The sequence below is a fragment of the Mesorhizobium sp. M0904 genome, from assembly GCF_040319475.1.
GTDB lineage: Bacteria > Pseudomonadota > Alphaproteobacteria > Rhizobiales > Rhizobiaceae > Mesorhizobium.
On the sequence record NZ_JAMYOC010000018.1, the window covers coordinates 1 to 25604 of the forward strand.

The following is a 25604-nucleotide window of genomic DNA, read 5'->3' on the forward strand; positions in this document are numbered from 1 at the left end:
CTCACAAAGACGAGCGAAATCCCTGCGATCCCGCCCCATCCAAACATCCCCGGTTACTGCGCAACAGGCCCACAAGGGGAGAAGGAAGGACGGTGCCGCTACCGCCCTTCGCGGTACCACATAGAGCCCATCGCCAAAAGCAGCAGGCCGAGTCCGAGGAAGCCACCGAACAGCGGCACGCGCGAGACGGCCTTGAGCACGCTGTCGTCGGTGGTGCGCAGGCCGATCCAGTCATTGCCGGAAGCCGCTCCCGAGGAGCGGACTGGAACGATCGAGGGCAGCGTGACCATGCTGGTGAGATTGCCAAGTGCCGAGGCCGGCGCCAGCCGGCGAACGCTGCCGCCGGTTGCCTCAGCCGGTGGTTTCAGCCGGTTCTCGGTGGAGACCACATCGGTGAATTCCGGGGCGTTGACCGGCCCGACATGGGCCAATGCCGTCAGGTCGCCATTGCCGACCTGGTAGAGACCGATTTCGCTGGTCTCGACGCTGCCGAGGAAGACACCTGGTTCGGATTTCTCGAGCCTGACGATCAGTGCCTTGCCGGATGGCGTGATGACTTGCGCCGGGCCGGGGTCGTCGCTCATTGTCTGGCGGCGGATTTCCAGCACCATGCCGCGGCCGTCGGCGGTCAGCCGCTCTTCCTCGAGTTCGGGCTCCTTCATCAGCCAGTGGGCGATGCGCCGGTAGAGCTGGACGTGGGGGCCACCGCCCTCGAAGCCGCGCGCCCACAGCCAGCCCTGGTCGGACAGAAGCATGCCGACGCGGCCTTCGCCCTTGCGATCGAGCAGCAGCAGCGGCCGGTTGTCGGCGCCCTTCATCACCACCTCGCCCTCGGGGTTCTCGACCCCGATGGTGCGGAACCAGCGGCTCCAGTGCGGCGGCTCGGTCGCGGAGCCGTCGAGCCCGCGCGTTACCGGATGACGCTGGCCGGTATCGGTGAGGCGCGGATAGAAGGCCTTGTCGATGACCTCGCCGGTCGGCATTGCCGGCAGCGCCGATATCAGCGGCGTGCGGGCGATCGAGCTTTCGCCGGCATATTCGGGGCCTGCCGCGATCAGCAGCGCGCCGCCCTTTTCGACATATTCGGAGATATAGTCGTAATAGAGGATCGGCAGTACGTCGCGGTGCTGATAGCGGTCGAAGATGATCAGGTCGAAATCCTTGATCTTCTCAACAAACAGCTCGCGCGTCGGGAAGGCGATCAGCGACAATTCGTTGATCGGCGTGCCGTCCTGCTTTTCCGGCGGGCGCAGGATGGTGAAGTGCACGAGGTCCACCGAAGCGTCGGATTTCAGCAAATTGCGCCAGGTGCGCTCGCCCGCATGCGGTTCACCGGAAACGAGCAGTACCCGCAGATTTTCGCGAATACCGTCGATCAGCGCGATGGCGCGGTTGTTGGTGTCGGTGAGTTCGCCCGGCTCGTGGTTGATGGCGAGTTCGACAATGTTGCGCCCGGCACTGGGAATGGTCACCTGCAGCGGCATCGCCTGGCCGATGTTGGCGTGCTCGACCGATACCTGCTCGCCATTGACCGATACGCGGACATCGACCGGGCCGGTGTCGTTGTTGGTGGCGATGACGCGATAGGTCATGTCGAGCGGCTTGCCGACGAGGCCGAAGCGCGGCGCATTCTCGAAGCGAATGCGACGGTCCCTTTCATGCTCGTTGCCGGTAATCAGCGCATGCAGCGGGGCATTGAAGTCGGGTGTGCCGGACGGCGCGTCATGCACCTCGCCATCGGTGATCATGATGGCGCCGCCGATGCGCGATGGCGGCACGTCGCGGAAAGCATTTTCGAGCGAGGAAAACAACCGCGTCTCGGTGCGCTCGTCGGCGGCTTCGGCCTTGCCGGCTTCGACGACACGAACGTCGAACTGCTTGAAGCGGCCGAGACGCTGCTGAAGCCCGGCTAACGCCGCGTCGGTCTGCTTGGTGCGGTCGCCGATATCCTGGCTCTGGCTGCGGTCGACGACGACGGCGACGATGCTTTTCAGCGGCTCGCGCTCTTCGTCGAGGAACACCGGATTGAGCAGCGCCGCAGCCAGGGCAATCAGGGCTGCCAGGCGGAAAATCGCACCGCGCTGGCGAAACCAAAGGCCGGCCAGCGCCAGCAGCAGCGGCACCAGGACCACTGCGAGCAGCGGCCAGGTGATGAGCGGTTCGAAGGAGAGCGACCAGTTCATGGTCTACTGCCCCAGCCGTTCGAGCAGCACCGGGACGTGCACCTGATCGGATTTGTAGTTGCCGGTCAGCATGTACATCATGATGTTGACGCCGGCGCGCAGCGCATAGATGCGCTGCATCGGATCCGAAGGCACCGTCGGCAATAGCGGGTCGCCATTCTCGTCGACCGCCCAGGCGCCGGCGAAATCATTGGCGGTGATCATGATTGGCGAAACGCCGTCGCCGGTGCGCACCGGGCGGTTCTCGGTGTTGCTGGCTTCGAGCGATGCCTCGACCCAAAGCGGGCTGCCGGCAAAACGGCCAGGAAACTCCGGAAGAATGTAGAAGGATTTGGTCAGCACGTGGTCCGACGGCACCGGTTCCAGCGGTGGCACGTTGAGGTTGCCGAGGATGTCGCGCAGCCGCTCCGTAGCCGGGCTGGTCGAATCCGCACCAATGCCGTTGGCGAACTGGTCACGGGTGTCGAACAAGACCGTTCCGCCCTGCTGCATATAGGCGTCGATGCGGGCGATGGCGGCCTCGCTCGGCATCGGGGCCGAGGGATCGATCGGCCAGTAGATCAGCGGGTAGAAGGACAGTTCGTCCTTCGAGATGTCGACGCCGGCGGGTGCTCCGGGTTCGAGCGCGGTTTTTTCGATAAGAAAGCGGGTCAGCCCTTCGAGCCCGGCGCGGCTGATCGAATCGACACCCGGCTCGCCGGTCAGCACGTAGGCGATCCGGGTCTTTGAAATGTCCCCGATCGCCTCCGTATCTCCCGGTTTGGCGTCGTCGGCACGCGCGACGTCCGCGTGGCCAATCAAGGCGCAGAGCGCAATCAGCAGGACGGCTGCCGTCGCCGCAGCGCCGGCACGGCGCGGCCGGCGCGACAACAGGCCGCCCATCCAGAATACGGCAAGCGTGTCGAGCACCATCAGCACCAGGGCGGCCGTGACAAGCGGACCTTTGAGGTTGCGCTGCTCGTCGAAGGCATACTGGATGGTGGTGACCGGCACCGTGATTCCAGGCCGGGCCAGCGGCGTGAATGCGCTGTCGCCACCGAGCAGATTGTGAGCGAACACTCCTGTCTCGGAGCCGTAGAGGCCGGGCGGGTTTTCCAGCGTCACCGGCAGCGGGCCGGCGCCGGGCACCAGAGGCCTGGCATCCGGCGTCGGCGGCACCAGCGTGCCGTCGGCGGCGATCATGCGATAGGGTGCCAGCGACGTGGCGGCTGCCTCGGCATTGGCGACCGCCGAGCCCTGGTTGCGCGACAATTGCACGATGCGCCGCAGCATCTCGACGAAGCTGCCGGAGATCGGCAGATTGGACCACGTCGCCTCGGGGGTGACGTGGAACAGTACGAGGGTGCCCTTGTCCTTCTTCATCCCGGTCACCAGCGGCGTGCCGTCGGCAAGCGTGGCCCAGGTGCGCTCGACAATGTCGGGCGTCGGCTCGGCCAGCACCTGCCTAGTAACGGTGACCTCGGTGGGCGGCGCGAGGTCGGCGAAGGGACCGGTTTTCGGGAATTCGGTGACCGGCTGCGGCGCCGTCCATGACAGCGCGCCGCCAAGCGATCGCTCGCCGGTGCGCAGCCGGACCGGCAGCAGATCGTCGTCATTGCCGGCAGCGGCCAGCCGCGAACCGGCAAAACGCACCAGTGTGCCGCCCTTGTCGACCCAGTCGACCAGCCTCTGCCGCGCCTGTTCCGGAATGGTGCCGACATCCGCCATGACGATCATCGCCGGTTTCTGGTCGAGCAGTTGCGGAATGGCGTCGGCGAGATCGACGCTCGACGGCTCGACGAGATCGGCGAAGGGCTGCAGGGCGCGGCGGATGTAGTAGAGCGGCGACAGCAGCGGTTGCGCCTGATCGGCCTCGGACTGCGACAGCAGCCCGACGCGGCGGCGCTTTGAGCTCTCATCGAGCACGCGGACGGCACCGGCCTGGCGCTCGCCATCGAGCGCGATGTAGGCGAAGTCGTTGCGCAGTTCGAACGGCACCGCCATCGTGCCGGTCGCGGTGGTTCCGCCCGGGGCAAAGGTAAGCGTCGCGTCGGCAATGCGGCGGCCCTTGTCGTCGAACGCGCCGGCCGTCACCTGTGCAGGTGCCGGGTCGCCCGGTGCGCGGATGGCGGTCAGGGCGAAGCCGTCGACCTGGTTGTCGGCGCCGGTCAGGCCGGTCAGCGACAGCCGGTCGGAGACGGCCCAGACAATACGTGCCGCGTTCTTTGACAACAACGTGTTGAAGGCGGTTTCGTCGCCTTGCGCCGCCAAGCCATCGGCGAGCACTGCGACGCTGGCGCCCGGCAGCGACTCCAGGGCTGACGCGACGCGGGCGTAGACGGCGGGGCGGTCGGTCGGGATCGGCCGCGGCTTTGCCGCGCGCAGCCGGTCGAGCGCGGCAGCGGCATCGAAGGGACCGATCTCGGCATTCGGCTTCTCGGCGGTGAAAGCGATGAGCACCGGCACGCCATTCGAATTGGCATCGGCGATCAGCCGCTCGGCGGTGGCGACCCGCTTGCCCCAGTCGGCGGCACTTGCCCAGTCATTGTCGATCACCAGCGCCAGGGCGGCGCCCTCGGCGGGCAGCTTTTCGCGCGGGTTGAAGACGGGTTCGGCAAGTGCCGCCACGACAAGCGCGGCCATCAGCAGCCTGAGCAGCGTCAGCCACCAAGGGCTCTGCCGCGGCGTTTCTTCGCGCCTCAACACGCGGGCGAGAATCCTGAGCGGCGGAAACACCTCGGTTTGCGGCCTGGGCGGGGTGAGCCGCAGAAGCCACCAGATCACCGGCAGCGCCAGCAGGCCCCACAGCACCATCGGCGCCCCAAAGGAGAGCGGCAGCCAACTCATGCGCGGGCCCTCCCGGCAAAGCTGCCCTCGGCGGTCATCGCCATATGGATGCGCACCAGCGCCTCGGAGGCAAGGCGATCGGTATGATTCACGGTAAAGCTCCAGCCAAGCCGTTTGCACCAGGCGGCCAGTTCCTGGCGGCGGGCGGCATAAAGCAGGCGATAGTCCTCGCCCAGCATTTCGGCACGGCCGGCGGTCAGCTTGTCGCCGGTCTCAGGATCGGTGAATTCGGTGCGCCCGGCATAGGGGAAGCTTTCCTCGGCCGGATCGGCGACCTCGATCAGGTGTGCGCGTACGCCGTGGCGGGCGAGCACGTCCAGCCAGGCCATGGTGTCCTCGACCGGGTCGAGGAAATCGCTGACGAGGACGATGTCGCAGAAGCGGCGAATGCCGGACAGGTCGGGCTTTGCCGGCAGGTCGCCGGCGTGCATCAGTTGCGCCGCGATGCGCTCGGCGCCATTGCGGGCGGTGAACGGGTCGGTCAGGCCGGGCCAGGCAATGCGCTCGCCGCTGCGCGACAAAAGCTCGGCCATGGCCAGCGCCAGCACAAGGGCGCGCGATTCCTTGGAAACGCCGGCTCCGGTCGATTTGTAGAGCATGGAAGGCGAGGGGTCGGCCCACAGCCACACCGTGTGGGCGGCCTCCCATTCACGGTCGCGGACATAGGTGTGGTCGTCGCGGGCGGAACGGCGCCAGTCAATGCGCGAGGAATCGCCTTCGACATAGGGCCGGAACTGCCAGAAATTCTCGCCGATGCCACGCTTGCGGCGGCCGTGCCAGCCGGCAATTACCGTGTTGACGATGCGGCGCGCCTCGACCAGCAGGTCCGGCACCAACGAAGCCCGCAACCGGCCTCTGGCGAGCGCATCGCGCGTCGCTGCCGGTGCCTGCGCTTCACCGATGCGCGCCATCAAATCCCTTTCGCGAGCTTCGCCACGACGTCGCGAACCGTGGTGCCCTCGGCGCGGGCGGCGAAGGTCAGCGCCATGCGGTGCTGCAGCACCGGCTCGGCCAGTGCGCGGACGTCGTCGACCGACGGCGCCAGCCGGCCGTCATAGAGGGCGCGGGCGCGGGTGCACAGCGTCAGCGCCTGACTGGCGCGCGGGCCTGGGCCCCAGGCGACGTGCTTGTCGGTATCGGCGTTGCCCTGGCCGGGACGCGCAGAGCGCACCAGCTTGAGGATCGCCTCGACGACGCTTTCCGGCACCGGCATGCGGCGGATGAGCGTCTGGATGTCCTTCAGCCGCGCCGGCTGCAGCACGTTTTCAGCCTTGGCATCCTCGATACCGGTGGTTTCCAGCAGGATGCGGCGCTCCGCCTCGATCTCGGGGTAGAGGATGTCGACCTGCATCAGGAAGCGGTCGAGCTGTGCCTCGGGCAGCGGATAGGTGCCTTCCTGCTCCAGCGGGTTCTGTGTCGCCAGAACATGGAACGGTGACGGCAAGTCGTGGCGCACGCCGGCAATGGTGACGTGGTATTCCTGCATCGACTGCAGCAGCGCCGACTGGGTACGCGGTGAGGCGCGGTTGATCTCGTCGGCCATCAGCAGTTGCGCGAAGATCGGCCCGGAAATGAAGCGGAACGAACGCTTGCCGAATTCATCCTGCTCCATCACCTCTGAGCCGAGAATGTCGGACGGCATCAGGTCGGGCGTGAACTGGATACGGCGTGAATCGAGGCCGAGCACGATGCCCAGCGTTTCGACCAGCTTGGTCTTGGCTAGGCCGGGCACGCCGACCAGCAGTGCATGGCCGCCGGCCAGCAATGCGACGAGCGTGCGCTCGACGACGCTTTCCTGGCCGAAGATGACCCGGCCGACGCCGTTGCGAACCCTCGAAATGTCGGCCAGCGCTTTCTCGGCCTGCGCCACCATGTCCTTTTCGCTGATCGGGCTTTCCTTGATCATCACGCTCATGCAGCATCGATCCTTCTGGTTGGAAATACCGCTTGGCACAGTGGGTGCCGCAGAATGCCGCGATTCGGCCTCGCAGGGCGCCTGTCTTTGAATTTAAATCACAGACTTAGGCTGACAAGCGGAACAACAGTGACTATTTCGTGACCATGACGGAAGCCGCAGACAATCGTGAAGAGAGCCTGACGGCCGCGACCGAGGCGCGCGGGCTGCAAGCGCTGGTCTCGCGCGCGACGCGCGCCGGCAAGGGGCCGGCGCCGGTGGAACGCTGGAATCCGGCGTTTTGCGGCGATCTCGACATGGAAATCAAGCAGGACGGCACCTGGTTCTATCTGGGAACGCCGATCGGCCGGATGCCGCTGGTGCAGCTTTTTTCCTCGGTGCTGCGTAAGGACGAGGACGGCAGGACCTACCTGGTGACGCCGGTGGAAAAGGTTGGCATCCGCGTCGCCGATGCGCCCTTCATTGCCGTCGAGATGGACGTGTCTGGCGCGGGCGACGGACAAATCATCACCTTTCGCACCAATGTCGGCGACGTGGTCGAGGCTGGGGTGGGACACCCGCTGCGCTTCGTCGATGAGGACGAGACAGGTGGCCTGAAGCCCTATGTGCTGGTGCGCGGGCGGCTGGAGGCGCTGGTGGCACGGCCGGTGATGTACGAGCTGGTCGAGCACGGCGAAGAGATCGACATCAGTGGCAAGACGATGTTTGCCGTCCGTTCCAAAGGCGAGGTCTATCCAATCATGCCGGCTGAGAAACTGAAACGGCTGAGCGCATGATGGACCGCCTATGATGGATCAGGTGACGCAGTTGGCGTTTTCCGCTGCCGAGTTTCGCCAGCGCGTCGCGGCGCAGCCGCTGGCGCATGCCGGCGACGATTTTGGCGACCACCGCTTCAATCCGGGCCATCCCAGGCTAAAGCTGGCCAAGGCGCTGCGCGATGCCGCCGTTCTGATCCCGGTGGTCGACCATGGCCATGAAGCCACGGTCCTTTTGACCAGGCGGGCGGAGAAGCTGCGCAACCATTCGGGGCAGGTTGCTTTCCCCGGTGGCACCGTCGATCCAACCGATGCGAGCCCGGAAGCGGCGGCGTTGCGCGAGACATTCGAGGAGATAGGTCTCGATAGGGATTACATCGAGATCATCGGCCGTCTGCCGGACTACGTTTCCGGCAGCGGCTATCGCATCGCCCCGGTGCTCGGGATTGTGCGGCCCGGTTTCAGCCTGACGCTGAATTCCGACGAAGTCGATGCTGTCTTCGAGGTGCCGCTGGGTTTTCTGATGGACCCCGCCAACCACACCAGAGACAGTCGCATGTGGAACGACCTCGAATGGTTCTTTTACGAGATGCCCTATGGCGGCCAGCGCATCTGGGGCGTCACTGCGGGCATCATCCGAACGCTCTATGAAAGGCTCTATTCGTGAGCAATCCTGTGTCGATTGCTGGCAAGGCCGGCTGGCTCGGCGAAAGCCACTTGCAGCGCCTGCTCGCCGCGCTCACCGACGGCGGCGAGGAGGCGCGTGTCGCCGGCGGTGCGGTGCGCAACGCGCTCATCGGCCAGCCGGTCGCCGACATCGATATCGCCACCACAACGGTCCCCGAGGAAACCATCCGGCGTGCCGAGGCGGCGGGCTTCAAGACGGTGCCGACCGGCATAGAGCATGGGACGGTCACCGCGGTCGCCCAGGGCAAGGCCTACGAGGTCACCACGCTGCGTGCCGATATCGAAACCGACGGCCGGCGCGCCAAAGTGTCGTTCGGCCGCGACTGGAAAGCCGACGCTGAGCGGCGCGATTTCACCATCAATGCACTCTATGCGGAAGCCGATGGAACGGTCGTCGATCTGGTCGGCGGTATCGCCGATATCGAGGCGCGGCGGCTGCGCTTCATCGGCGATCCGGAAGCGCGTATCCGCGAGGATTATCTGCGCATCCTGCGTTTCTTCCGTTTCTTCGCCTGGTATGGCGACGGCAGGCCGGATGCCGAAGGGTTAAAGGCTTGCGCCCGGCTGAAGCAGGGCCTCGACCAGCTCTCGGTCGAGCGCGTCTGGTGGGAATTGAAGAAATTGCTGTCGGCGCCGGATCCGTCGCGGGCGCTGCTGTGGATGCGCCAAGCCGGCGTTCTGACCGCCGTTTTGCCGGAAAGCGAGAAATGGGGCATCGATGCCATTCACGGGCTGACCAAGACGGAGAAGGACCTGGCCTGGGCGCCGGACCCGCTGCTCAGGCTGGAAGCCGTCGTGCCGCCGGATGCCGCGCGCATGAAGACGCTTGCCGAGAGATTGAGGCTTTCCGTGAGCGAGGCAAGCCGTCTGCGGAATTGGGCGATCACGGCTGCCGTCGATCCGAAAACGACCGAAGGAGAGTTGGCGAAAGGGCTTTATTTTGGCGACCGCCAAGGCTTTGTCGATCGGTTGCGGCTGTTGCTTGCTTCCGCTCGAGCCCGCGCAGTCGAAGACAGTGACGCACTGCTCGAAGCCGGCGGCTTCTCGCGCCTGCTTGCCTTCGCCGAAAAATGGCAAAACCCTGTTTTTCCGCTCAAGGGCGCCGATCTGACGACACTTGGCGCGTCACCGGGGCCAAAGCTTGGTGCAACGTTGAAGAACCTCGAAAAGGAATGGGTCGAGTCCGGTTTTGCTCTCGATCGCGGCGCGCTGCTCAAGCGCGCCGCAGAGGCACTCGAATCCTGACCGTCACGCTGCGTCGCGGACCTTTTCGATGCGCGAGCGGATCGCCTCGATCATCGTCTCGCGAATCACCGTCTCGCCATGCGTCTCGCGCAGATGCTCGACGGCACGGCGCATGACCTCAGCCTCCTCCTCGGCGCGTGTGTGCCACTCGCAGCCGGGTACGAGCGACCCGCAATGGAATTCCTTCATCGGCTTCTCCTCATCTCCTCCTTGGAGCACCGCGCACTGACACGGAAGCTCCAGACCTTTGATTGCGCGATCCGGAAACCGCGTCCGGTATCCGGGCTACACGCTGGCCAGGTTAGCATAACACGATCGAATGGTTTTGGTTGCCTTAGAGTGCCGTGCGTCCAAGCCGACACGCGGTGATCGGGTTGCGAAAAGGCGGAGCATCGCTGCTCCGCCCTCTTACGCTGCCCAGGAGTAAGACCTCGTCTTGCTCCAGCGGGCAGGACATCACTTCACGATCTTGACTGCCTCGGCAATTTTATCCTTGCCGTTCATATCCCACGTGACGCGGACCTTTTCGCCGACCTTCAGGCCAGGATCCTTGAAGGTCTGGGGCAACGTAAAGGTGGCTCCGTTATCCAGAACCAGGCTCATCGCCGTTCCATCAAAGCTTCTGATCGTGCCGGTGGTGTGCTTGACCGCAGCGAATGCGGCAGTACCAGAGGCGAGAACGGCAGCGGCGGCTGCAGTCATAATAAGCTTGCGCATGGCATGCTCTCCTGGAAAATGCGGGCACCGCTTGGGAAAGGTGCCCCATTCAATCATGGGCCGTCCGGTCACGTCGGGTCGCGGCTCTCGGGAGTAAAGAACCGCCGGCGTTTCCCGGCCCCACGCGACAAATAGCCCAATCTTTACAATGGTATATTAGACGAAAAAGATATTTTTTGGCACGCCTTGCGCCACATTCGCCGTCAAATTTCGGGGATTTGGACCCGATTGCGGCTCACCTCGTGCTCACCGAGATTTTACGGCCATTTCACTTCTGGCGGCAGGCTGGACAGGATCGAGGCGACATTGCCGCCGGTCTTCAGCCCGAAGATGGTGCCGCGATCGTGAAGCAAGTTGAATTCGACATAACGGCCGCGGCGGATGAGCTGCTCGTCACGGTCGCCATCGGTCCAGTTGTCATTGAAGTTGGCGCGCACCAGATGCCCGTAGACGACGAGAAAAGATCGCCCGACGTCCTGGACGAAGTTGAAATCGGCGTCCCAGCCGCCTTTGTCCTCATCCGAATGCAGCCAATCGAAGAAGATACCGCCGGTACCGCGCGGCTCGTTGCGGTGTGGCAGATAGAAGTACTCGTCGCACCAGGCCTTGAATTTCGCGTGGTCGGCGATCGCCGCGTTCTTATCGCAGGCAAATTGCATAGCCCTGTGGAAGGCGATCGTGTCGGGGTCGTCCTGGCTGCGGCGGCGGTCGAGCACCGGTGTCAGGTCGGCGCCGCCGCCGAACCACTGGCGCGAGGTGACGACCATGCGCGTGTTCATATGCACGGCCGGCACGTTGGGGTTCCACGGATGGGCGATCAGCGAAATGCCGCTCGCCCAGAAGGACGGGTCCTCTTCGGCGCCCGGCATCTGCTTCCTGAATTCGGGCGAGAACTCGCCATGGACGGTCGAGGTGTGGACGCCAACCTTCTCGAAGACGCGGCCGTGCATCATCGACATGATGCCGCCGCCGCCCTTGCCGGCATCGCGTTGCCACGGCGTCTTTTCGAAGCGACCGGGCGACCAACTGGCCTGCGGCCCCCGCAGGTCCTGCTCGATCTGCTCGAAGCTGGCGCAGATGCGCTCGCGCAACGTCTCGAACCACAGCCGTACCTTCGTCTTCTTCTGTTCGATGTCGGCTGGCAGCCCCGCCGGTATCTCGGGTCGTTGCAAATCCTGTCTCCGGTTGCGGGGCGTGCCCCGACAAATGACTCGTCTTTTCTGGCCGCGATCCCTAATCTCTTAGGTGCAAGGGTCAAGTGTGAATGGAGTTCTTTCGTGCGCACCCCGGCAAGACCGCCGCTGGATGGTCTGAAGAAGAGGCTCGACCGTTCACGCGCCGAGAACGCGCGCATGCCGCGCGACGGCTTCCTGCGCGAGACCTTCGTGCTGCCGCGCTCCGACGCTCGTCTCAAGGCGAAGGAATGGTTCGAGCGCTTTCCCAAGCAGGCCTATTGGACCGAGATCGAGAGCTGGTTCGAGCGGCCGGGCGACGTCATCGAATTCACAATCAGGCGGCTGCCGGCGGCGGATTAACGCTCGATCAGCAAGCGTCTCGCGCCCGGCCCTCGGATGCTCAGCCGGTCGCTCTTATTCCGCAGCGGACATTTGTCGATCGACATGCAGCCGCAGCCGATACAGTCGGTCAACCCGTCGCGCAGCTTCTTGAGCTGACTAATCTTCTGATCGAGCTCGTCGCGCCAAGCCGTCGAAAGCAGGTTCCAATCCTCGCGGGTCGGCGTTCGTCCTTCGGGCAGCGATCGAAGGGCTGTGCCGATCTCGGCCAGCGAAATGCCGACCTCCTGCTACCTTGATGATCGCCACACGTCGCAGCACGTCGCGGCCGTAACGCCGTTGGTTGCCTGATGTGCGGTGGCTGCGGATCAGCCCGCGCGCTTCGTAGAAATGCAGCACCGACACCGCCACGCCACTGCGCGTCCCCACTTGGCCGACCGTCAATTCCGTTGCCGCAGCCATCTCCGATTTTCCGCTTGACCTCAAGTTAAGTTGAGCTTGTAGCGAAGAAGCCTCGAAGATGCAAACGGCAGGGGATGGCGATGGGCGTCTGGATTAGAATGACCGGAGAGGACGCAGTGTTGCGTGAGGACGATGCCTTGGTCGCTGCGGCCGGCGATCGCGTTCACGTCCTAGCGAAGCTGCCGGATCGCCTCGCCCGCCACCATCGCAACGGAAAGCGCGACGTTGATGCTGCGCGCTCCGGGCTGCATCGGGATGGTCAGGCACGCATCCGCCGCCTCGTGGACGGCATCCGGCACGCCTGCGGATTCGCGGCCGAACAGGAGAATGTCGTCGCCGGCAAAGGCGAAATCCGTGTAGGCGGCAGCTGCTTTGGTCGACAGCAGCACCAGCCGCCGCTTGGCAAGCTTGCGCCAGTCCTCGAAGGCGTGCCAGTCGACATGCCGGGTGAGCGCCGCCATTTCGAGGTAGTCCATGCCGGCCCGTTTCAGCGCCCGGTCACCGAGCGGGAAGCCCGCCGGTTCGATGATGTCGACGCCGAGACCGAGGCAAGCGGCGAAGCGCAGGATTGTCCCGGTGTTGCCGGCGATATCAGGCTGGTAGAGCGCAATGCGGAGACGGTCGTTCATTTCCGCGTCTTTCTAATAAGTGGCAGATCAGCCACAGAGCTCTCGCGGTTTTGGAAATTCCTGGACTGGCGGGTGGTCATTTTCTGCGAAGTCGGTTATACGGCCAGCATTGTCAACCCGAACCGATGGAGGGGTAATTCATGATGGCCATGCACATCCACCACCTCTCTCGTGGGCTTACCAGCCCGACGGCGGTTTCGGTACGACGATTCTCCTAACCTTCTAGACTTCTGATCGCACCGATTCCCGCCGAAACCTTTTTCGGCCTTTGAAGGAATCCTGCGATGTTTTTCAAGCTGTGCAAGGGGCTGAACGCCCCGCCTGAACACAATTCGAGCGATGTCACCTTTGCCGCACCGCGCATGCCCGCGGCCTGGGTTGGCTCACCCTTCTATCTGCATCTTCAAGTGGAGGACGGACCGATGTTCGATCCCTGTAGAATACCCGGCTCAAGAAGCCTGCACGAGCGCAAGACTGCGACCTGGGCACTTTTGATCGGCGAGACCTACTCGTCGGCGGTTCACGCCGAGACCCGCCGGCGTCCGCATCGCGGCATGCTGCCGGACGTCGATTTCTCGCGCGCCGTTCCGGACTATAGCCGGCCGTCGCTGGTGCGCCGGATCATCAGGCTGATCCGGCCTGGTGCAAAAACCGGCGCGAAAATCCGGATTGTCAAAACGTCGTCAGCATCGTCAAGCGAGACTGTCGGCGAAAGGCCCGCGACAACCTATATAGCGCGAAGCAGGGCCGGCGAGGCGGACGATACCGTATCGCCGGTCCTTGACGCCATGCGGTCTGGGCACCTCGTCCGTTCGCGTGCCGCGTGAGCGGGAAATTGTGAGCATCACTATGTTTAGCTGGTTTGAAAAAAGGCTCGATCCGTTCCCTGCCAAGGAGCCGGTCGAGCCGCCGCGGACACTGATCGCCTTCTGCGTGCATTACACGCGCGGCGCATGGCCCTACATCGCTCTCGATGCGGTACTGGTGACAGCCATCGCCCTTGCCGAGGTGTGGATGTTCGGCTTCATGGGCCGGATCGTCGACTGGCTGTCCGGACAGAATCGCGAGACGTTCCTGCAGACCGAAGGCTTGAAGCTGGCCGGCATGGCCTTCATCGTGGTTTTCGCGCTGCCGGCAACGGTCTGGTTCCATTCGCTGCTCAACCAGCAGACGCTGATGGGTAATTATCCGATGCGTATCCGCTGGCAGGTGCATCGTTACCTGCTCAAGCAGTCGATGAGCTTCTATCAGGACGAGTTTGCCGGGCGCATCGCGACCAAGCTGATGCAGACAGCGCTCGCCGTGCGCGAGTGCGTGATCAAGCTCATCGATGTGCTCAATTATATCGTCGTCTATTTTCTCGGCATGCTGTTCATTGTCGGCTCGGCAGACTGGCGGCTGGCTGCGCCGCTTGCCGTCTGGCTTGCCGGCTATGTCCTGCTGTTGCGCTATTTCATCCCGCGACTGGGCAAGGTCGGCGAGGAGCAGGCCAATGCGCGCTCGACCATGACTGGCCGTGTCGTCGACAGCTACTCCAATATTCAGACGGTCAAGCTGTTCTCGCATGCGCGGCGCGAGGCATCCTTCGCCAAGGACGGTATGGCCGGCTTTCTCGACACCGTTTACCGATCGATGCGGTTGGTGACGCAACTCTACGGCCTGCTCTATGTCCTGAATTCGCTGCTGTTGTTTTCGGTCGCCTCAATCTCGCTATGGCTGTGGCTCGGCCAAGCCGTGACGATCGGCGCTGTCGCCCTGGTCATCGGCCTCGTGCTGCGGCTCTGGGGCATGTCGCAATGGATCATGTGGGAGATGTCCACGCTGTTCGAGAATATCGGCACGGTGCAGGACGGCATCGCCTCGATCTCGCTGCCGCGCCTCGTCGAAGACCGGCCTGGCGCCAAGGATATTGCCGTGACCAAGGGCGAGATCCGTTTTGAGGACATCCGCTTCCACTACGGCAAGCAGAAGGGTGTGATCGAAAGCTTGTCGCTGACGGTGAAGCCGGGCGAGAAGGTCGGCATCGTCGGTCGATCGGGTGCCGGCAAGTCGACGCTGGTCAATCTTCTGTTGCGCTTCTACGACCTCGAAAGCGGCAAGGTCCTGATCGACGGCCAGGACATTGCGGCAGTGACGCAGGACTCGCTGCGGGCCCAGATCGGCATGGTCACGCAGGACACCTCGCTGCTGCATCGCTCGGTACGCGAGAACATCCTCTATGGCCGGCCGGACGCCAGCAACGAGATGCTGCTCGAGGCGGCGCGGCGCGCCGAGGCGCTGGATTTCATTGCCGGCTTGTCGGATTCGAACGGCCGCAAGGGTTTCGACGCGCATGTCGGCGATCGCGGCGTCAAATTGTCCGGCGGCCAGCGGCAACGCATCGCCATAGCCCGTGTCATGCTGAAGGACGCGCCGATCCTCATTCTCGACGAGGCGACCTCCGCCCTCGATTCCGAGGCCGAGGCGGCCATCCAGGAGAATCTCTACAAACTGATGCAAGGCAAGACCGTCATCGCCATTGCGCACCGGCTGTCGACGATCGCGGCCATGGACCGGCTCGTGGTCATGGACAAGGGCCGAGTCATCGAGGAAGGTTCGCATGAGGAACTCGTTGCCAAAGGCGGGCTCTACGCCCAGCTCTGGCACCGTCAGTCGGGCGGATTCCTGCTCGACGACGCGCCTTCTGCCAACGATGCGGCCGCCAACGATGCAATCGCCAAGGGTGAAGCCGCCGAATGATGACTGCCATGTACCGCTGGTTCGAGAACTGGGTCTATCCATTCCGGGAGCCCGCGGACCTTCGGCCACCTGCCGGCGTCAGGGGTTTCCTCTGGCATTACGTCGGGCAGGCGAAGATCGCCTTCTTCGCCATGCTGGTGATCGGCGGCATCGCGCCGCTGGTCGAAGCCGGACTGTTCTATTTCGTCGGGCGGCTGGTCGACATCCTCGACCAGCTTCCCGGCGAACGCAGCTGGCACGCGCTGTGGACTGCCGCCGGCCCGGAACTTGTCTTCATGATCGCGGTGGTGCTGGTCATCCGCACCATTGTCGTCGGTCTGTCGGCGCTGGTCGACGAGCAGACGATCACGCCGGGTTTCTATAATCTGGTGCGCTGGCAGGCGCATCGCCATGTCTCGCGCCAATCCTACGCCTTCTTCCAGAACGACTTTGCCGGGCGTATCGCGACCAAGGTCTGGCAGGCGGGACAGGCGACCGGCGATCTGATGGAAAGCTTCATCGAGGTCGTCTGGTTCATGGTCGTCTATACGGTGACGACGCTGGCGCTGGTCGCCGGGCTCGATCTACGGCTGGCGGTGCTGGTGGTGATCTGGATTACCGCCTTCGGCTTGCTGGCCAGGCGCTATTTGCCGGCAATCCGCAAACATGCCGAAGCCACCGCCGAAGCCGGCTCGATGATCACCGGCCGCCTTGTCGATTCCTATTCGAACGTGCAGACGCTGAAACTGTTCTCGGCCGATGGCGACGACCATTACATCAGGAACGGCTTCGACATCTATCTCGACGCGCTGCGCCCGTTCACCCGCCGGCTGACAGGCGTGCGCATGGCGCTGACGATGCTGTCGGGCATCATGATCACGGCGATCGCCTGCTTTGCCGTTTATCTCTGGGTCGAGGGTTCGATCACAGTCGGCGCCGTGGCCTTCACGCTGTCTTTGGTGCTGCGGCTGAACATGCTGCTCGGCCGGCTGATGATGCAGCTCAACGGCATCTTGCGTAACCTCGGCGTGCTGGAGAACTCCAAGGCGCTGATCTCACAGCCGCTCGGCCTGACCGATGCGCCGGACGCGAAAGAGCTTGTCGTCGGCGGCGGGCGCATCGATGTCAGCAATGTCGAGTTCCACTACGGCAAGGGGTCCGGCGTGCTCAACGGCATCGACCTCGTCGTGCGGCCGGGCGAAAAGGTCGGCCTGGTCGGCCCGTCCGGCGCCGGCAAGACAACCTTGGTCAATCTGATCCTGCGCCTCTACGACCTCGAGAGCGGCAAGATCACCATTGACGGGCAGGACGTCTCCACGGTCACGCAGAATTCGCTGCGCGCCAATATCGGCGTCGTCAGCCAGGATACGGCACTTTTCCACCGCTCGCTGCGCGACAACATCAAGCTCGGCATGCCGGAAGCGACCGACGCCGAGGTGGTCGCGGCAGCGAAGAAGGCCGAGGCGCACGAGTTCATCCTCGGTCTGCGCGACAATCGCGATCGTATCGGCTACGAGGCCTATGTCGGCGAGCGCGGCGTCAAGCTCTCCGGCGGCCAGCGCCAGCGCGTGGCGATCGCCCGCGTCTTCCTCAAGGATGCACCGATCCTGGTGCTCGACGAAGCGACCTCGGCGCTCGATTCCGACATCGAGGCGGCGATCCAGGAAAATCTGGCAAGGCTGATGGAAGGCAAGACGGTCATCGCCATCGCGCATCGGCTGTCGACCATTGCGGCACTCGACCGGCTTGTGGTGCTCGACGAGGGCCGCATCGTCGAGCAAGGCACGCATGACGAGCTGGTCGGGCTCGACGGGCTCTATGCCAGGCTGTGGAAGCGGCAGTCCGGCGGCTTCCTGTTCAACGAGGAGAGCGCGCTGGCCGAGACCCGGCCGGCGGAGTAGTTTCTAAAAACCGGAGTAGACCATGGCGGTGAGAATGCCATCGAATTTCGGACGGTCCGGCGCGCAGGAGAGCGCGTTGGACCTGCTTGGCCATGAAATCCTCGGCGAGAAGGCGGCCGCGCTCGGCCGCGCCGGCCGGCGCGTCGAGGAAACATTGACGAGGCTGCGCGAGAATTGCGACAGTGTCGACCGTGCCCGGCTGCTCAGGGATGCAGCCGAAGCAGTGCACGGGTATTTCATCCAGCGTGAACTCTGCGGCCTGCGCAAGCACGACGCGGTGATCCGGGAATACAATATTCCCAAGGCCGTGCTGGCCAGGCTCGGCGCCAGCGCATGATCCGAACCGGAACTGGTTTGGAAAGTGTTATTCCAGCCACTCGGTGATGAAGCTGCCGTTCTCGTGTATGTCGGTGGTTTCCAGCGGGCCTGGCCCGAGATTGGTGAATTTGTGCGGCGTGTTCGGCGGTACGACCAGGATCTGGCCGGCTGTGGCCTCGATCTGCCGGTCGCCGACGGTGAACAGACCGGTCCCGGTTCGGATGATGAAAATCTCGCAATAGGGATGGCTGTGCAGCCTCGGGCCGCCGCCGGTCTCCGGCAGGTAGTTAAAGATCAGGCAACTGTTGGAGCCGTAAGGCCCGCATTGCAACTCGCCTTGCCAGTGGTCGGGCAACTGGTCGGGCGCTTTGGCCCATTTGTCGCGGTCGATGACATGCGCCATGGGGCGAGGATAAACCGGGCGAGCGTCCGCTGTCGAGGTGAACGCAGCCGTTTGGTTTTGCTGCTGTTTTCCAATCGTTCAGCTGGGCAAACTATGTCCCCGCGACAATCTGCCCTTGTGCCTTCGCCCGTCTGGACAAAAACAGGCTTCACGCATAAACCCAAGTCCCAAATGCCGGAGGAATTCGCTAGCCTGTTCGCCATGCGCTGTCGGGCCGGCGCGATTGAGCGGGGAACAAGCTCGGCCGCCGGCACGGAAGAGGCGAAAGGATCAGGCACCCGTGAGCGCAACCGACACCCAGGATCCCAACCGTCGTGATTTTCTCTACGTCGCCACCGGCATGGCCGCGGTGGTCGGCGCGGGCGCCGTTGCTTGGCCGTTCATCGACCAGATGCGTCCGGATGCCTCGACGCTGGCGCTTGCCTCGGTCGAGGTCGACGTCTCGTCGCTGACGCCAGGAATGTCGCTCGTCGTGAAGTGGCGCGGCAAGCCGGTGGTCGTACGCAACCGCACCGAAAAAGAGATGAAGGACGCCGAGGCGGTCAATCTCGCCGAACTCAAGGACCCAATCGCCCGCAATGCCAACCTGCCGGCCGATGCGCCGGCAACCGACGCCAATCGAACCACGCCGGGCAAGGAAGCCTGGATGGTGATGGTCCAGGTCTGCACCCATCTCGGCTGCATCCCGCTCGGCCAGGAAGGCGATTTCGGCGGCTGGTTCTGCCCATGCCACGGTTCCGTATACGATACCGCCGGCCGCATCCGGAAGGGGCCGGCGCCGGAGAACATGGCGGTACCGGTGTTCCAATTCGTTTCTGACACCAAGATCCGTATCGGCTGAGGCAGGGGATATTTCCATGAGCGAGGGACACTCGACCTATACGCCCAAGTCCGGCATCGGACGCTGGTTCGATTCGCGCATGCCGCTGCCGCGGCTGGTCTATGACAGCTTCATCGCCTATCCGGTGCCGCGCAACCTGAACTATGCCTGGACCTTCGGCGGCATCCTTGCGCTTATGCTGGCGGCGCAGATCCTGACCGGTATCGTGCTGGCCATGCACTATGCAGCCGACAGCACTCTCGCCTTCGATTCAGTCGAGAAGATCATGCGCGACGTGAATTCGGGCTGGCTGCTGCGCTATCTCCATTCCAACGGCGCGTCGTTCTTCTTCGTCGCCGTCTACATCCATATTTTCCGTGGCCTCTACTACGGCTCCTACAAGGCGCCGCGTGAGCTGCTGTGGATCCTCGGCTGCATCATCTACCTGCTGATGATGGCGACCGGGTTCATGGGCTATGTGCTGCCCTGGGGCCAGATGAGCTTCTGGGGCGCCACCGTCATCACCGGCTTCTTCACCGCCATTCCGCTGGTCGGCGACTGGATCCAGCAGCTTCTCCTCGGTGGCTTCGCGGTCGACAATCCGACGCTGAACCGCTTCTTTGCGCTGCACTACCTTTTGCCGTTCATGATTGCCGGCGTCGTCGTGCTGCACATCTGGGCGCTTCACGTCGTCGGCCAGAACAATCCGACCGGCATCGAGGTCAAATCGAAGACCGACACGCTCGCCTTCACGCCTTACGCGACCATAAAGGACGGGTTCGGCATGATCGTGTTCCTGTTCGCCTTCGCCTATTTCGTGTTCTACCTGCCGAATTATCTCGGCCATCCCGACAATTACACCGTGGCCAACCCGCTGAAGACGCCGGCCCACATCGTGCCGGAATGGTACTTCCTGCCGTTCTACGCGATCCTGCGCGCCATCACCTTCAATATCGGGCCTATCAACTCCAAGCTCGGGGGCGTGCTCTGCATGTTCGGCGCGATTGTCATGCTGTTCCTGGTGCCGTGGCTCGACACCTCGAAGGTGCGCTCGGCAGTCTACCGGCCCTGGTACAAGCTGTTCTTCTGGCTGTTCGTGGCCGACGCCATCCTGCTCGGCTGGCTGGGCTCGCAGCCGGCCGAGGGCAGCTATGTATTCATGGCGCAGATGGCGACGCTGTTCTATTTCGCCTTCTTCCTGGTAGCGCTGCCGGTGCTCGGGCTGATCGAAAAGCCGCGGCGGCTGCCGAATTCGATTACCGAGGCGGTGCTCGAGAAGAACAAGGGCGGCGGCGGACATCCGGCCGGTGCCACGACCGCGCCGGAAACCAAGGGCTGAGCATGATCCCGAAAAGTGGAAACCGGTACTCGGACAAGGTCATGCTCGAGACGATGACAGCGCGTCAGAGAATCTCAAGGGGAATTGGCATGAAAAAGATTCTCTCCTCGCTGGCGCTGCTTGGCCTTGTGGCCGCGGGCATGGGTGCCGCAAGCACTGGAGCCAGCGCCCAGGAAGAGGCGCACAATGAGGCGGCGCCGACGCATTTCCCGATACACGAACCGAAGGAAATGGACTGGAGCTTCGCCGGGCCATTCGGCACCTACGACAAGGCCCAGCTGCAGCGCGGACTGAAGGTCTACAAGGAAGTCTGCTCGGCCTGCCATTCGATGAATTTGGTGGCGTTCCGTACGCTGGAAGGCCTTGGCTATTCGGATGCGCAGATCAAGACGCTGGCGGCCGAATATACGATCCATGACGGCCCGAACGATGCCGGCGACATGTTCGACCGTCCCGGCAAGCCGTCCGACCATTTCCCGGCGCCATTCGCCAATGTCGAAGCGGCGGCGGCGGCAAATGGCGGCGCAGCACCGCCCGACATGTCGCTGCTGGCCAAGGCGCGCGGCGTCGAGCGCGGCTTCCCGCGCTTCGTGTTCGACATCTTTACGCAATATGCGCAGGGCGGCCCCGACTACATCCACTCGCTGCTGACCGGCTACGACCAGCAGCCGCCGGCTGGCATGGTCATACCGGAAGGCACGCACTACAATCCGTACTTCCTGTCCGGCGTGTCGCTGAAGATGCCGAAGCCGCTCTCCGACGGCCAGGTTACCTATGATGACGGCGCGCCGCAGACGGTCGACCAGTATTCGCGCGACGTGTCGGCCTTTCTGATGTGGGCGGCCGAGCCGCACCTCGAGGACCGCAAGAAGACCGGCTTTCGCGTGCTGGTCTTCCTGCTGCTGTTCGGTGCGCTGGTCTACCTGACCAAGCGCAAGGTGTGGGCCGGCGTGGCGCACTGAGCCCTGCGATATACGAGAATGCGAGGGCGTCGAAAGGCGCCCTTTTCATTGCAGGCATGTCGATTGATCGTAGCCGACGCTGAGCAAGGCCCTTTGCCGGACAATTTTCCGTCAGGCATCACATGGCGGTAGCCGGACTTGGCGGCGCCGGGTTACGATTGGCCCATTCCTTTCACGCCTTTCAGCCGAATCTGAATAGCCCGGAGAGCCGCTCGATGAAATCCTCGCTCGAAGAGACGCTGCTTGCCGCGATCCGCACCATTCCGGATTATCCCAAGCCGGGCATCCTGTTTCGCGACATCACCACGCTGCTCGGCAATGCGCGGGCCTTCCGCCGCGCCATCGACGAACTGGTGCATCCCTATGCCGGCCTGAAGATCGACAAGATCGCCGGCATCGAGGCGCGCGGCTTCATCCTCGGCGGCGCCATCGCCCACCAGCTCTCGGCCGGCTTCGTGCCGATCCGTAAAAAAGGCAAGCTGCCTTACGAGACAGTGCGGGTCGCCTACAGCCTGGAATACGGGCTGGACGAGATGGAGATGCACAAGGACGGTGTTTCTCCAGGCGAGAAGGTAATCCTCGTCGACGATTTGATCGCCACCGGCGGCACGGCCGAGGCGGCCGTCAAGCTATTGCGGCAGATCGGCGCCGATATCCTCGCCGCCTGCTTCGTCATCGACCTGCCGGACCTTGGCGGCCGAGAGAGGTTAGAGGCGCTCGGCGTACCGGTGAGGACGCTGATCGGGTTTGAGGGGCATTGAGCGTTTCTTCCTTCTTTCCTGTGGGAGAGGGGAAGAACTCCGCTCACTCCACCTTCACCAGCACGGCACTTTCGAATTCGATGACCTTGTCGCCGGTCGAATCGAAGGCCTCCGAGCGGAGCGTCAGCAGCCGCCAGCCCGGTCGCGAGGCGATGGGGCGATGGGCCAGCGCGGTGCGGGTGAAAGTCACGGTTTCCCCGGCATAGACAGGTTTGGGCCATTTGAGATTCTTGAAGCCGGGCGAGGGACCGAATTCCGGCACCGGCCCGGGGCCGGGCCAGCGGGCGACCTCTGCCTCCATGCCAGCCTGGAGGTTCAATTTCATCCAGGTGGCGGCGGTGTGCCAGCCCGAGGCGCAGAGCCCGCCGAATATGCTGTTCCTCGCCGCCTCTTCGTCGACATGGAATATCTGCGGGTCGTATTTGCGGGCGAACGCCTTGATCGCCTCCGGTTCGAATCGATGTGAACCGAGCGTGACGGTGATACCGATGCAGAAGAATTCGTCGAGGCTCACGCACTGCCCTCGCGGGTGAGGAACATGACGGTGTTTTCGAGCTCGAAAACACCTTCGCCGCGCTGGTTGAACAACTCGCTGCGCATGGTCACCAGGCCAAGGCGGGGCTTCGATCTGGACAGTCGCTTGGCAAGGACGGTGGTGCTGCCGCTCAACAGGTCACCGGCCAGGACCGGCCGTTTCCATTTGACCTGGTCGACGCCTGGCGCGCCCTGGGAGGTCGAGTCGAGCAGGAAGGCATCGCACAGCATGCGCATGAACATGGCGCAGGTGTGCCAGCCCGAAGCCGCCAGCCCGCCGAGGATGCTGGCCTTGCCCGCGGCCTCGTCGAGATGCATCAGCTGGGCATCGAACTCGTCGGCGAATTCTATGATTTCGGCGGCGCTTACCAGCTTGGTGCCGAGGTCGAGCGAAGCGCCCTCGACAAAATCCTCATAAGCCCAGGTCTTTGTGGTCATGGTCTGGAAATCCTGTTCAGGATTGTACAATCGCTACGCGTCGGCTCCCGGATGCAGGCAGGGCGGCATTTGGTCAAGCAATTTCTGGTGCGCCAGCCTGCTGTGCCCAAGCCGTAGCGCGCATTGACGACCCTATAGCCAGCCGCGACGGCGGAAATACCAGAAGGGCAGGATTGCCGAAAGCACCATCATGCCGATGGCGAAGGGATAGCCAAAGTGCCATTTGAGCTCAGGGATGATGTCGAAATTCATGCCGTAGATTGAAGCGACAAGCGTCGGCGGCAGGAAGATGACAGCGGCGACGGAGAAGATCTTGATGATGGCGTTCTGCTCGATCGAGATCATGCCCAGCGTCGCGTCGAGCAGGAAGCTGATCTTCTGCGACAGGAAGGTGGCGTGGTCGGCAAGCGACAGCACGTCGCGCGACAACGTTTTGATGCGGGCGCGGGTATCCTTGCTCATCTTGGTCTGAGTGGAGGCATGGGCGAGGAAGCCGGCAAGGCGCTGCAGCGAGATCAGGCTGTCGCGGACTGAGGAGGCGAGGTCCTCCTTGCGGCCAATGCCTTTCAACAGTTCCTGGAAGTCACGGTTGCGCTTGGAAACCTTGGTCGAGCGTGCCTCGAAGATGTCGCGCGAGATCGCCTCGACGTCGCGGCCGGCGCGCTCCAGAATGTCGGCGAGGCGGTCGACGATCGCCTCCAGCAGGCCAATCAGGATGGTGTCGCCGCTGGTGCAGCCGGTCGCCACCTTCTCGGCACGCAGCGGAAAGGTCTTGAACGCCTTCGGCTCGTGGTAACGCACGGTGATCAGCCTACTGCCGGCGAGCACGAAGGTGACCGGCGACATCAAGGGATCATCCAGTTCGGTCTGAGCCGGCAGAATGGCGGTCATGAAGTAGGCGCCGTCCTCGACGTAGAGACGGCTCGAGATCTCGATCTCCTCCATCTCTTCCCGGGTCGGAACGGCAATGCCGAGCCAGGTCTCGATCGTGGTCTCTTCTTCCTTTGTCGGGCTGAGAAGGTCGACCCAGACGACAGCATCGCTGTTTTGCAGGAGATCGTCGACAAGGCGCAGGCGATCATTGTCGACGACGAAGGCCTTGATCATCGCCGGTCTCCCTTGCTGTTGCTAAAGAGGGTTTCGTTCGGAAGGGGCGCGTCACTCAGATCGCACTGACATGGCCATGTGAGGCTCGAGACCAGCGCAGAGGCCCCTTAGACCGGGCGTGACGTGCCGTCAAGCAGCGGCAAGACGCCGCCGCGATGCCTGTTATGACGTTGTGACCGAGCAACAGCCATTGTGGAGGCCGGGCGGGTCTCGCCGGGTCAGGTGTTGAATTTGAACAGCATGATGTCGCCGTCCTGGACGACATACTCCTTGCCTTCGTCGCGCGCCTTGCCGGCCTCCTTGGCCGCTACTTCGCCGCCCAGCCTGACGAAGTCGTCATAGGCGATGGTCTGGGCGCGGATGAAGCCGCGCTCGAAATCGGTGTGGATGACGCCTGCCGCTTGCGGCGCCTTGGCACCCTTGTGCACGGTCCAGGCGCGCGTCTCCTTGGGGCCGACGGTGAAATAGGTGATGAGCTGCAAAAGCTCGTAGCCGGCGCGGATCACCTTGTTCAGGCCGGGTTCGTCCAGGCCGAGCGTTGCCAGGAATTCCATTTCCTCTTCGTCCGAGAGCTGGGCGACTTCGGCCTCGATCGCCGCTGAGATCACGACAGTGCGGGCACCTTGCGCGGCGGCCATCTTCTCGACCGCCCTGGTATGCGCGTTGCCGGTGGCGGCGTCGGCTTCCGCGACGTTGCAGACGTAAAGCACCGGGTGTGAGGTCAAGAGATTCAGCCCCTGCAGGATGCGCAGATCCTCACCCGAGATGCCGTTGAGCAGGATGCGGGCGGGCTTGCCGGCCTGCAGCAGTTCGAGCGCCGCTTCCATCATCGGAAGTACGGTCGCTGCTTCCTTGTCCTTGCCGGCGGCACGCTTGCGGATCTGCACGATGCGGCGCTCGAGGCTGTCGAGATCGGCAAGCATCAATTCGGTCTCGACGGTCTCGGCATCGGCGACAGGATCGATGCGGCCCTCGACATGGGTAATGTCGTCATCCTCGAAGCAGCGCAACACATGGACGATGGCGTCGACCTCACGGATGTTGGCGAGGAATTGGTTGCCAAGCCCTTCGCCTTTCGAGGCGCCACGCACCAGGCCGGCAATGTCGACGAACGAGATGCGGGTCGGGATGATCTCCTTCGACTTGCCGATCGCGGCGATCTTCTGCAGGCGCGGGTCGGGCACCGCCACCTCGCCGGTGTTCGGTTCGATGGTGCAGAACGGATAATTGGCGGCCTGTGCCGCCGCCGTTCTGGTCAACGCATTGAAGAGCGTCGACTTGCCGACATTGGGCAAGCCAACGATGCCGCATTTGAAACCCATTTTTGTCTGGTCCTATCGGGAAATCGAATTTGATCAGGGCTATGGGCG

General features: G+C 63.5%; 27 protein-coding genes. 12 read left to right on the forward strand and 15 right to left on the reverse strand.

Annotated features, from left to right (window positions below):
- Positions 1-98: 98 nt before the first annotated feature.
- The 4 genes from NKH80_RS19320 to NKH80_RS19335 are packed head-to-tail and all read right to left on the reverse strand — an operon-like array spanning position 99 to position 6924.
- Positions 99-2183, reverse strand: coding sequence for a hypothetical protein (locus NKH80_RS19320; RefSeq protein ID WP_352992982.1), 2085 nt, complete (start codon positions 2181-2183; stop codon positions 99-101).
- Between the two features lie 3 nt (positions 2184-2186).
- Positions 2187-5009: a DUF4159 domain-containing protein gene (locus NKH80_RS19325; RefSeq protein WP_352992984.1), complete on the reverse strand. Its 2823-nt coding sequence runs from the start codon at positions 5007-5009 to the stop codon at positions 2187-2189.
- Complete coding sequence (locus NKH80_RS19330) at positions 5006-5920, reverse strand: DUF58 domain-containing protein (protein ID WP_352737722.1); 915 nt, start codon at positions 5918-5920, stop codon at positions 5006-5008. The genes NKH80_RS19325 and NKH80_RS19330 overlap by 4 nt, the downstream gene beginning before the upstream one ends.
- On the reverse strand, positions 5920-6924 hold the full coding sequence (locus NKH80_RS19335; RefSeq protein WP_254819166.1) for an AAA family ATPase: 1005 nt from the start codon (positions 6922-6924) through the stop codon (positions 5920-5922). The genes NKH80_RS19330 and NKH80_RS19335 overlap by 1 nt, the downstream gene beginning before the upstream one ends.
- Before the next feature lie 146 nt (positions 6925-7070).
- Between NKH80_RS19335 and NKH80_RS19340 the strand changes: the two genes are divergently transcribed.
- The 3 genes from NKH80_RS19340 to NKH80_RS19350 are packed head-to-tail and all read left to right on the forward strand — an operon-like array spanning position 7071 to position 9611.
- Positions 7071-7700, forward strand: a complete 630-nt coding sequence (locus NKH80_RS19340) for a DUF1285 domain-containing protein (protein WP_352687911.1) — start codon at positions 7071-7073, stop codon at positions 7698-7700.
- A 13-nt stretch (positions 7701-7713) separates the two neighbouring features.
- Positions 7714-8346, forward strand: a complete 633-nt coding sequence (locus NKH80_RS19345) for a CoA pyrophosphatase (RefSeq protein WP_352687909.1) — start codon at positions 7714-7716, stop codon at positions 8344-8346.
- A complete protein-coding gene (locus tag NKH80_RS19350) occupies positions 8343-9611 on the forward strand; it encodes a CCA tRNA nucleotidyltransferase (protein WP_352737723.1) in 1269 nt (422 codons plus the stop codon). Before NKH80_RS19345 ends, NKH80_RS19350 begins: the two co-directional genes overlap by 4 nt.
- A 3-nt stretch (positions 9612-9614) precedes the next feature.
- Here NKH80_RS19350 and NKH80_RS19355 read toward each other — a convergent pair whose 3' ends face one another.
- The 3 genes from NKH80_RS19355 to hemF form a co-directional block, all read right to left on the reverse strand.
- A complete protein-coding gene (locus tag NKH80_RS19355; protein WP_023679490.1) occupies positions 9615-9800 on the reverse strand; it encodes a DUF1059 domain-containing protein in 186 nt (61 codons plus the stop codon).
- Between the two features lie 267 nt (positions 9801-10067).
- Positions 10068-10328: a DUF1344 domain-containing protein gene (locus NKH80_RS19360; RefSeq protein WP_352992986.1), complete on the reverse strand. Its 261-nt coding sequence runs from the start codon at positions 10326-10328 to the stop codon at positions 10068-10070.
- Between the two features lie 257 nt (positions 10329-10585).
- On the reverse strand, positions 10586-11500 hold the full coding sequence (gene hemF / locus NKH80_RS19365; protein ID WP_352992988.1) for an oxygen-dependent coproporphyrinogen oxidase: 915 nt from the start codon (positions 11498-11500) through the stop codon (positions 10586-10588).
- A 105-nt stretch (positions 11501-11605) separates the two neighbouring features.
- On the opposite strand from hemF, the gene NKH80_RS19370 reads away from it, so the two are divergent.
- Complete coding sequence (locus NKH80_RS19370) at positions 11606-11863, forward strand: hypothetical protein (protein ID WP_023679487.1); 258 nt, start codon at positions 11606-11608, stop codon at positions 11861-11863.
- On the opposite strand, the gene NKH80_RS30135 is transcribed toward NKH80_RS19370, so the two are convergent.
- The 3 genes from NKH80_RS30135 to NKH80_RS19380 form a co-directional block, all read right to left on the reverse strand.
- Positions 11860-12120 carry a MerR family DNA-binding protein gene (locus NKH80_RS30135; protein WP_502900975.1) on the reverse strand — a complete coding sequence of 87 codons (261 nt, stop codon included), beginning with the start codon at positions 12118-12120 and terminating at the stop codon, positions 11860-11862. The genes NKH80_RS19370 and NKH80_RS30135 overlap by 4 nt on opposite strands.
- On the reverse strand, positions 12002-12304 hold the full coding sequence (locus NKH80_RS19375) for a MerR family DNA-binding transcriptional regulator (RefSeq protein ID WP_502900974.1): 303 nt from the start codon (positions 12302-12304) through the stop codon (positions 12002-12004). Before NKH80_RS19375 ends, NKH80_RS30135 begins: the two co-directional genes overlap by 119 nt.
- A 170-nt stretch (positions 12305-12474) precedes the next feature.
- Entirely contained in the window at positions 12475-12933 is a 459-nt protein-coding gene (locus tag NKH80_RS19380; protein ID WP_352992990.1) for a tRNA (cytidine(34)-2'-O)-methyltransferase, read from the reverse strand.
- Between the two features lie 284 nt (positions 12934-13217).
- On the opposite strand from NKH80_RS19380, the gene NKH80_RS19385 reads away from it, so the two are divergent.
- The 4 genes from NKH80_RS19385 to NKH80_RS19400 are packed head-to-tail and all read left to right on the forward strand — an operon-like array spanning position 13218 to position 17889.
- The gene (locus NKH80_RS19385; RefSeq protein WP_352992992.1) at positions 13218-13760 is read left to right on the forward strand and encodes a hypothetical protein; all 543 of its coding nucleotides are present in this window, start codon (positions 13218-13220) and stop codon (positions 13758-13760) included.
- Between the two features lie 22 nt (positions 13761-13782).
- Complete coding sequence (locus NKH80_RS19390) at positions 13783-15672, forward strand: ABC transporter ATP-binding protein (protein WP_352992995.1); 1890 nt, start codon at positions 13783-13785, stop codon at positions 15670-15672.
- Positions 15669-17552, forward strand: coding sequence for an ABC transporter ATP-binding protein (locus NKH80_RS19395; RefSeq protein ID WP_352992997.1), 1884 nt, complete (start codon positions 15669-15671; stop codon positions 17550-17552). The genes NKH80_RS19390 and NKH80_RS19395 overlap by 4 nt, the downstream gene beginning before the upstream one ends.
- Positions 17553-17574: 22 nt before the next feature.
- On the forward strand, positions 17575-17889 hold the full coding sequence (locus NKH80_RS19400) for a DUF6665 family protein (RefSeq protein WP_023679480.1): 315 nt from the start codon (positions 17575-17577) through the stop codon (positions 17887-17889).
- A gap of 27 nt (positions 17890-17916) precedes the next feature.
- Here NKH80_RS19400 and NKH80_RS19405 read toward each other — a convergent pair whose 3' ends face one another.
- Complete coding sequence (locus tag NKH80_RS19405) at positions 17917-18273, reverse strand: cupin domain-containing protein (protein WP_352822056.1); 357 nt, start codon at positions 18271-18273, stop codon at positions 17917-17919.
- 280 nt (positions 18274-18553) lie between these two features.
- Here NKH80_RS19405 and petA point away from each other — a divergent pair, with 280 nt between their 5' ends.
- From petA to NKH80_RS19425, 4 genes are all read left to right on the forward strand, one after another.
- Entirely contained in the window at positions 18554-19114 is a 561-nt protein-coding gene (gene petA / locus NKH80_RS19410) for a ubiquinol-cytochrome c reductase iron-sulfur subunit (protein WP_352477980.1), read from the forward strand.
- Between the two features lie 16 nt (positions 19115-19130).
- Positions 19131-20432: a cytochrome b gene (locus NKH80_RS19415; RefSeq protein WP_352822059.1), complete on the forward strand. Its 1302-nt coding sequence runs from the start codon at positions 19131-19133 to the stop codon at positions 20430-20432.
- Between the two features lie 89 nt (positions 20433-20521).
- Positions 20522-21394, forward strand: a complete 873-nt coding sequence (locus NKH80_RS19420; RefSeq protein WP_352822062.1) for a cytochrome c1 — start codon at positions 20522-20524, stop codon at positions 21392-21394.
- Positions 21395-21609: 215 nt separating this feature from the next.
- Complete coding sequence (locus NKH80_RS19425; protein ID WP_254819181.1) at positions 21610-22155, forward strand: adenine phosphoribosyltransferase; 546 nt, start codon at positions 21610-21612, stop codon at positions 22153-22155.
- 43 nt (positions 22156-22198) lie between these two features.
- Here the strand turns inward: NKH80_RS19425 and NKH80_RS19430 are convergent, their stop codons facing one another.
- The 4 genes from NKH80_RS19430 to ychF all read right to left on the reverse strand — a co-directional run bounded on the left by NKH80_RS19430 (position 22199) and on the right by ychF (position 25556).
- Positions 22199-22669: a MaoC family dehydratase gene (locus NKH80_RS19430; protein ID WP_352687887.1), complete on the reverse strand. Its 471-nt coding sequence runs from the start codon at positions 22667-22669 to the stop codon at positions 22199-22201.
- Complete coding sequence (locus NKH80_RS19435; protein WP_352822065.1) at positions 22666-23127, reverse strand: MaoC family dehydratase; 462 nt, start codon at positions 23125-23127, stop codon at positions 22666-22668. The genes NKH80_RS19430 and NKH80_RS19435 overlap by 4 nt, the downstream gene beginning before the upstream one ends.
- A 132-nt stretch (positions 23128-23259) precedes the next feature.
- A complete protein-coding gene (corA, locus tag NKH80_RS19440; protein ID WP_352477971.1) occupies positions 23260-24234 on the reverse strand; it encodes a magnesium/cobalt transporter CorA in 975 nt (324 codons plus the stop codon).
- Positions 24235-24452: 218 nt separating this feature from the next.
- Positions 24453-25556 (reverse strand): redox-regulated ATPase YchF, encoded by a 1104-nt coding sequence (gene ychF / locus NKH80_RS19445; protein ID WP_352822068.1) that lies wholly within the window; start codon positions 25554-25556, stop codon positions 24453-24455.
- Between the last annotated feature and the right edge of the window lie 48 nt (positions 25557-25604).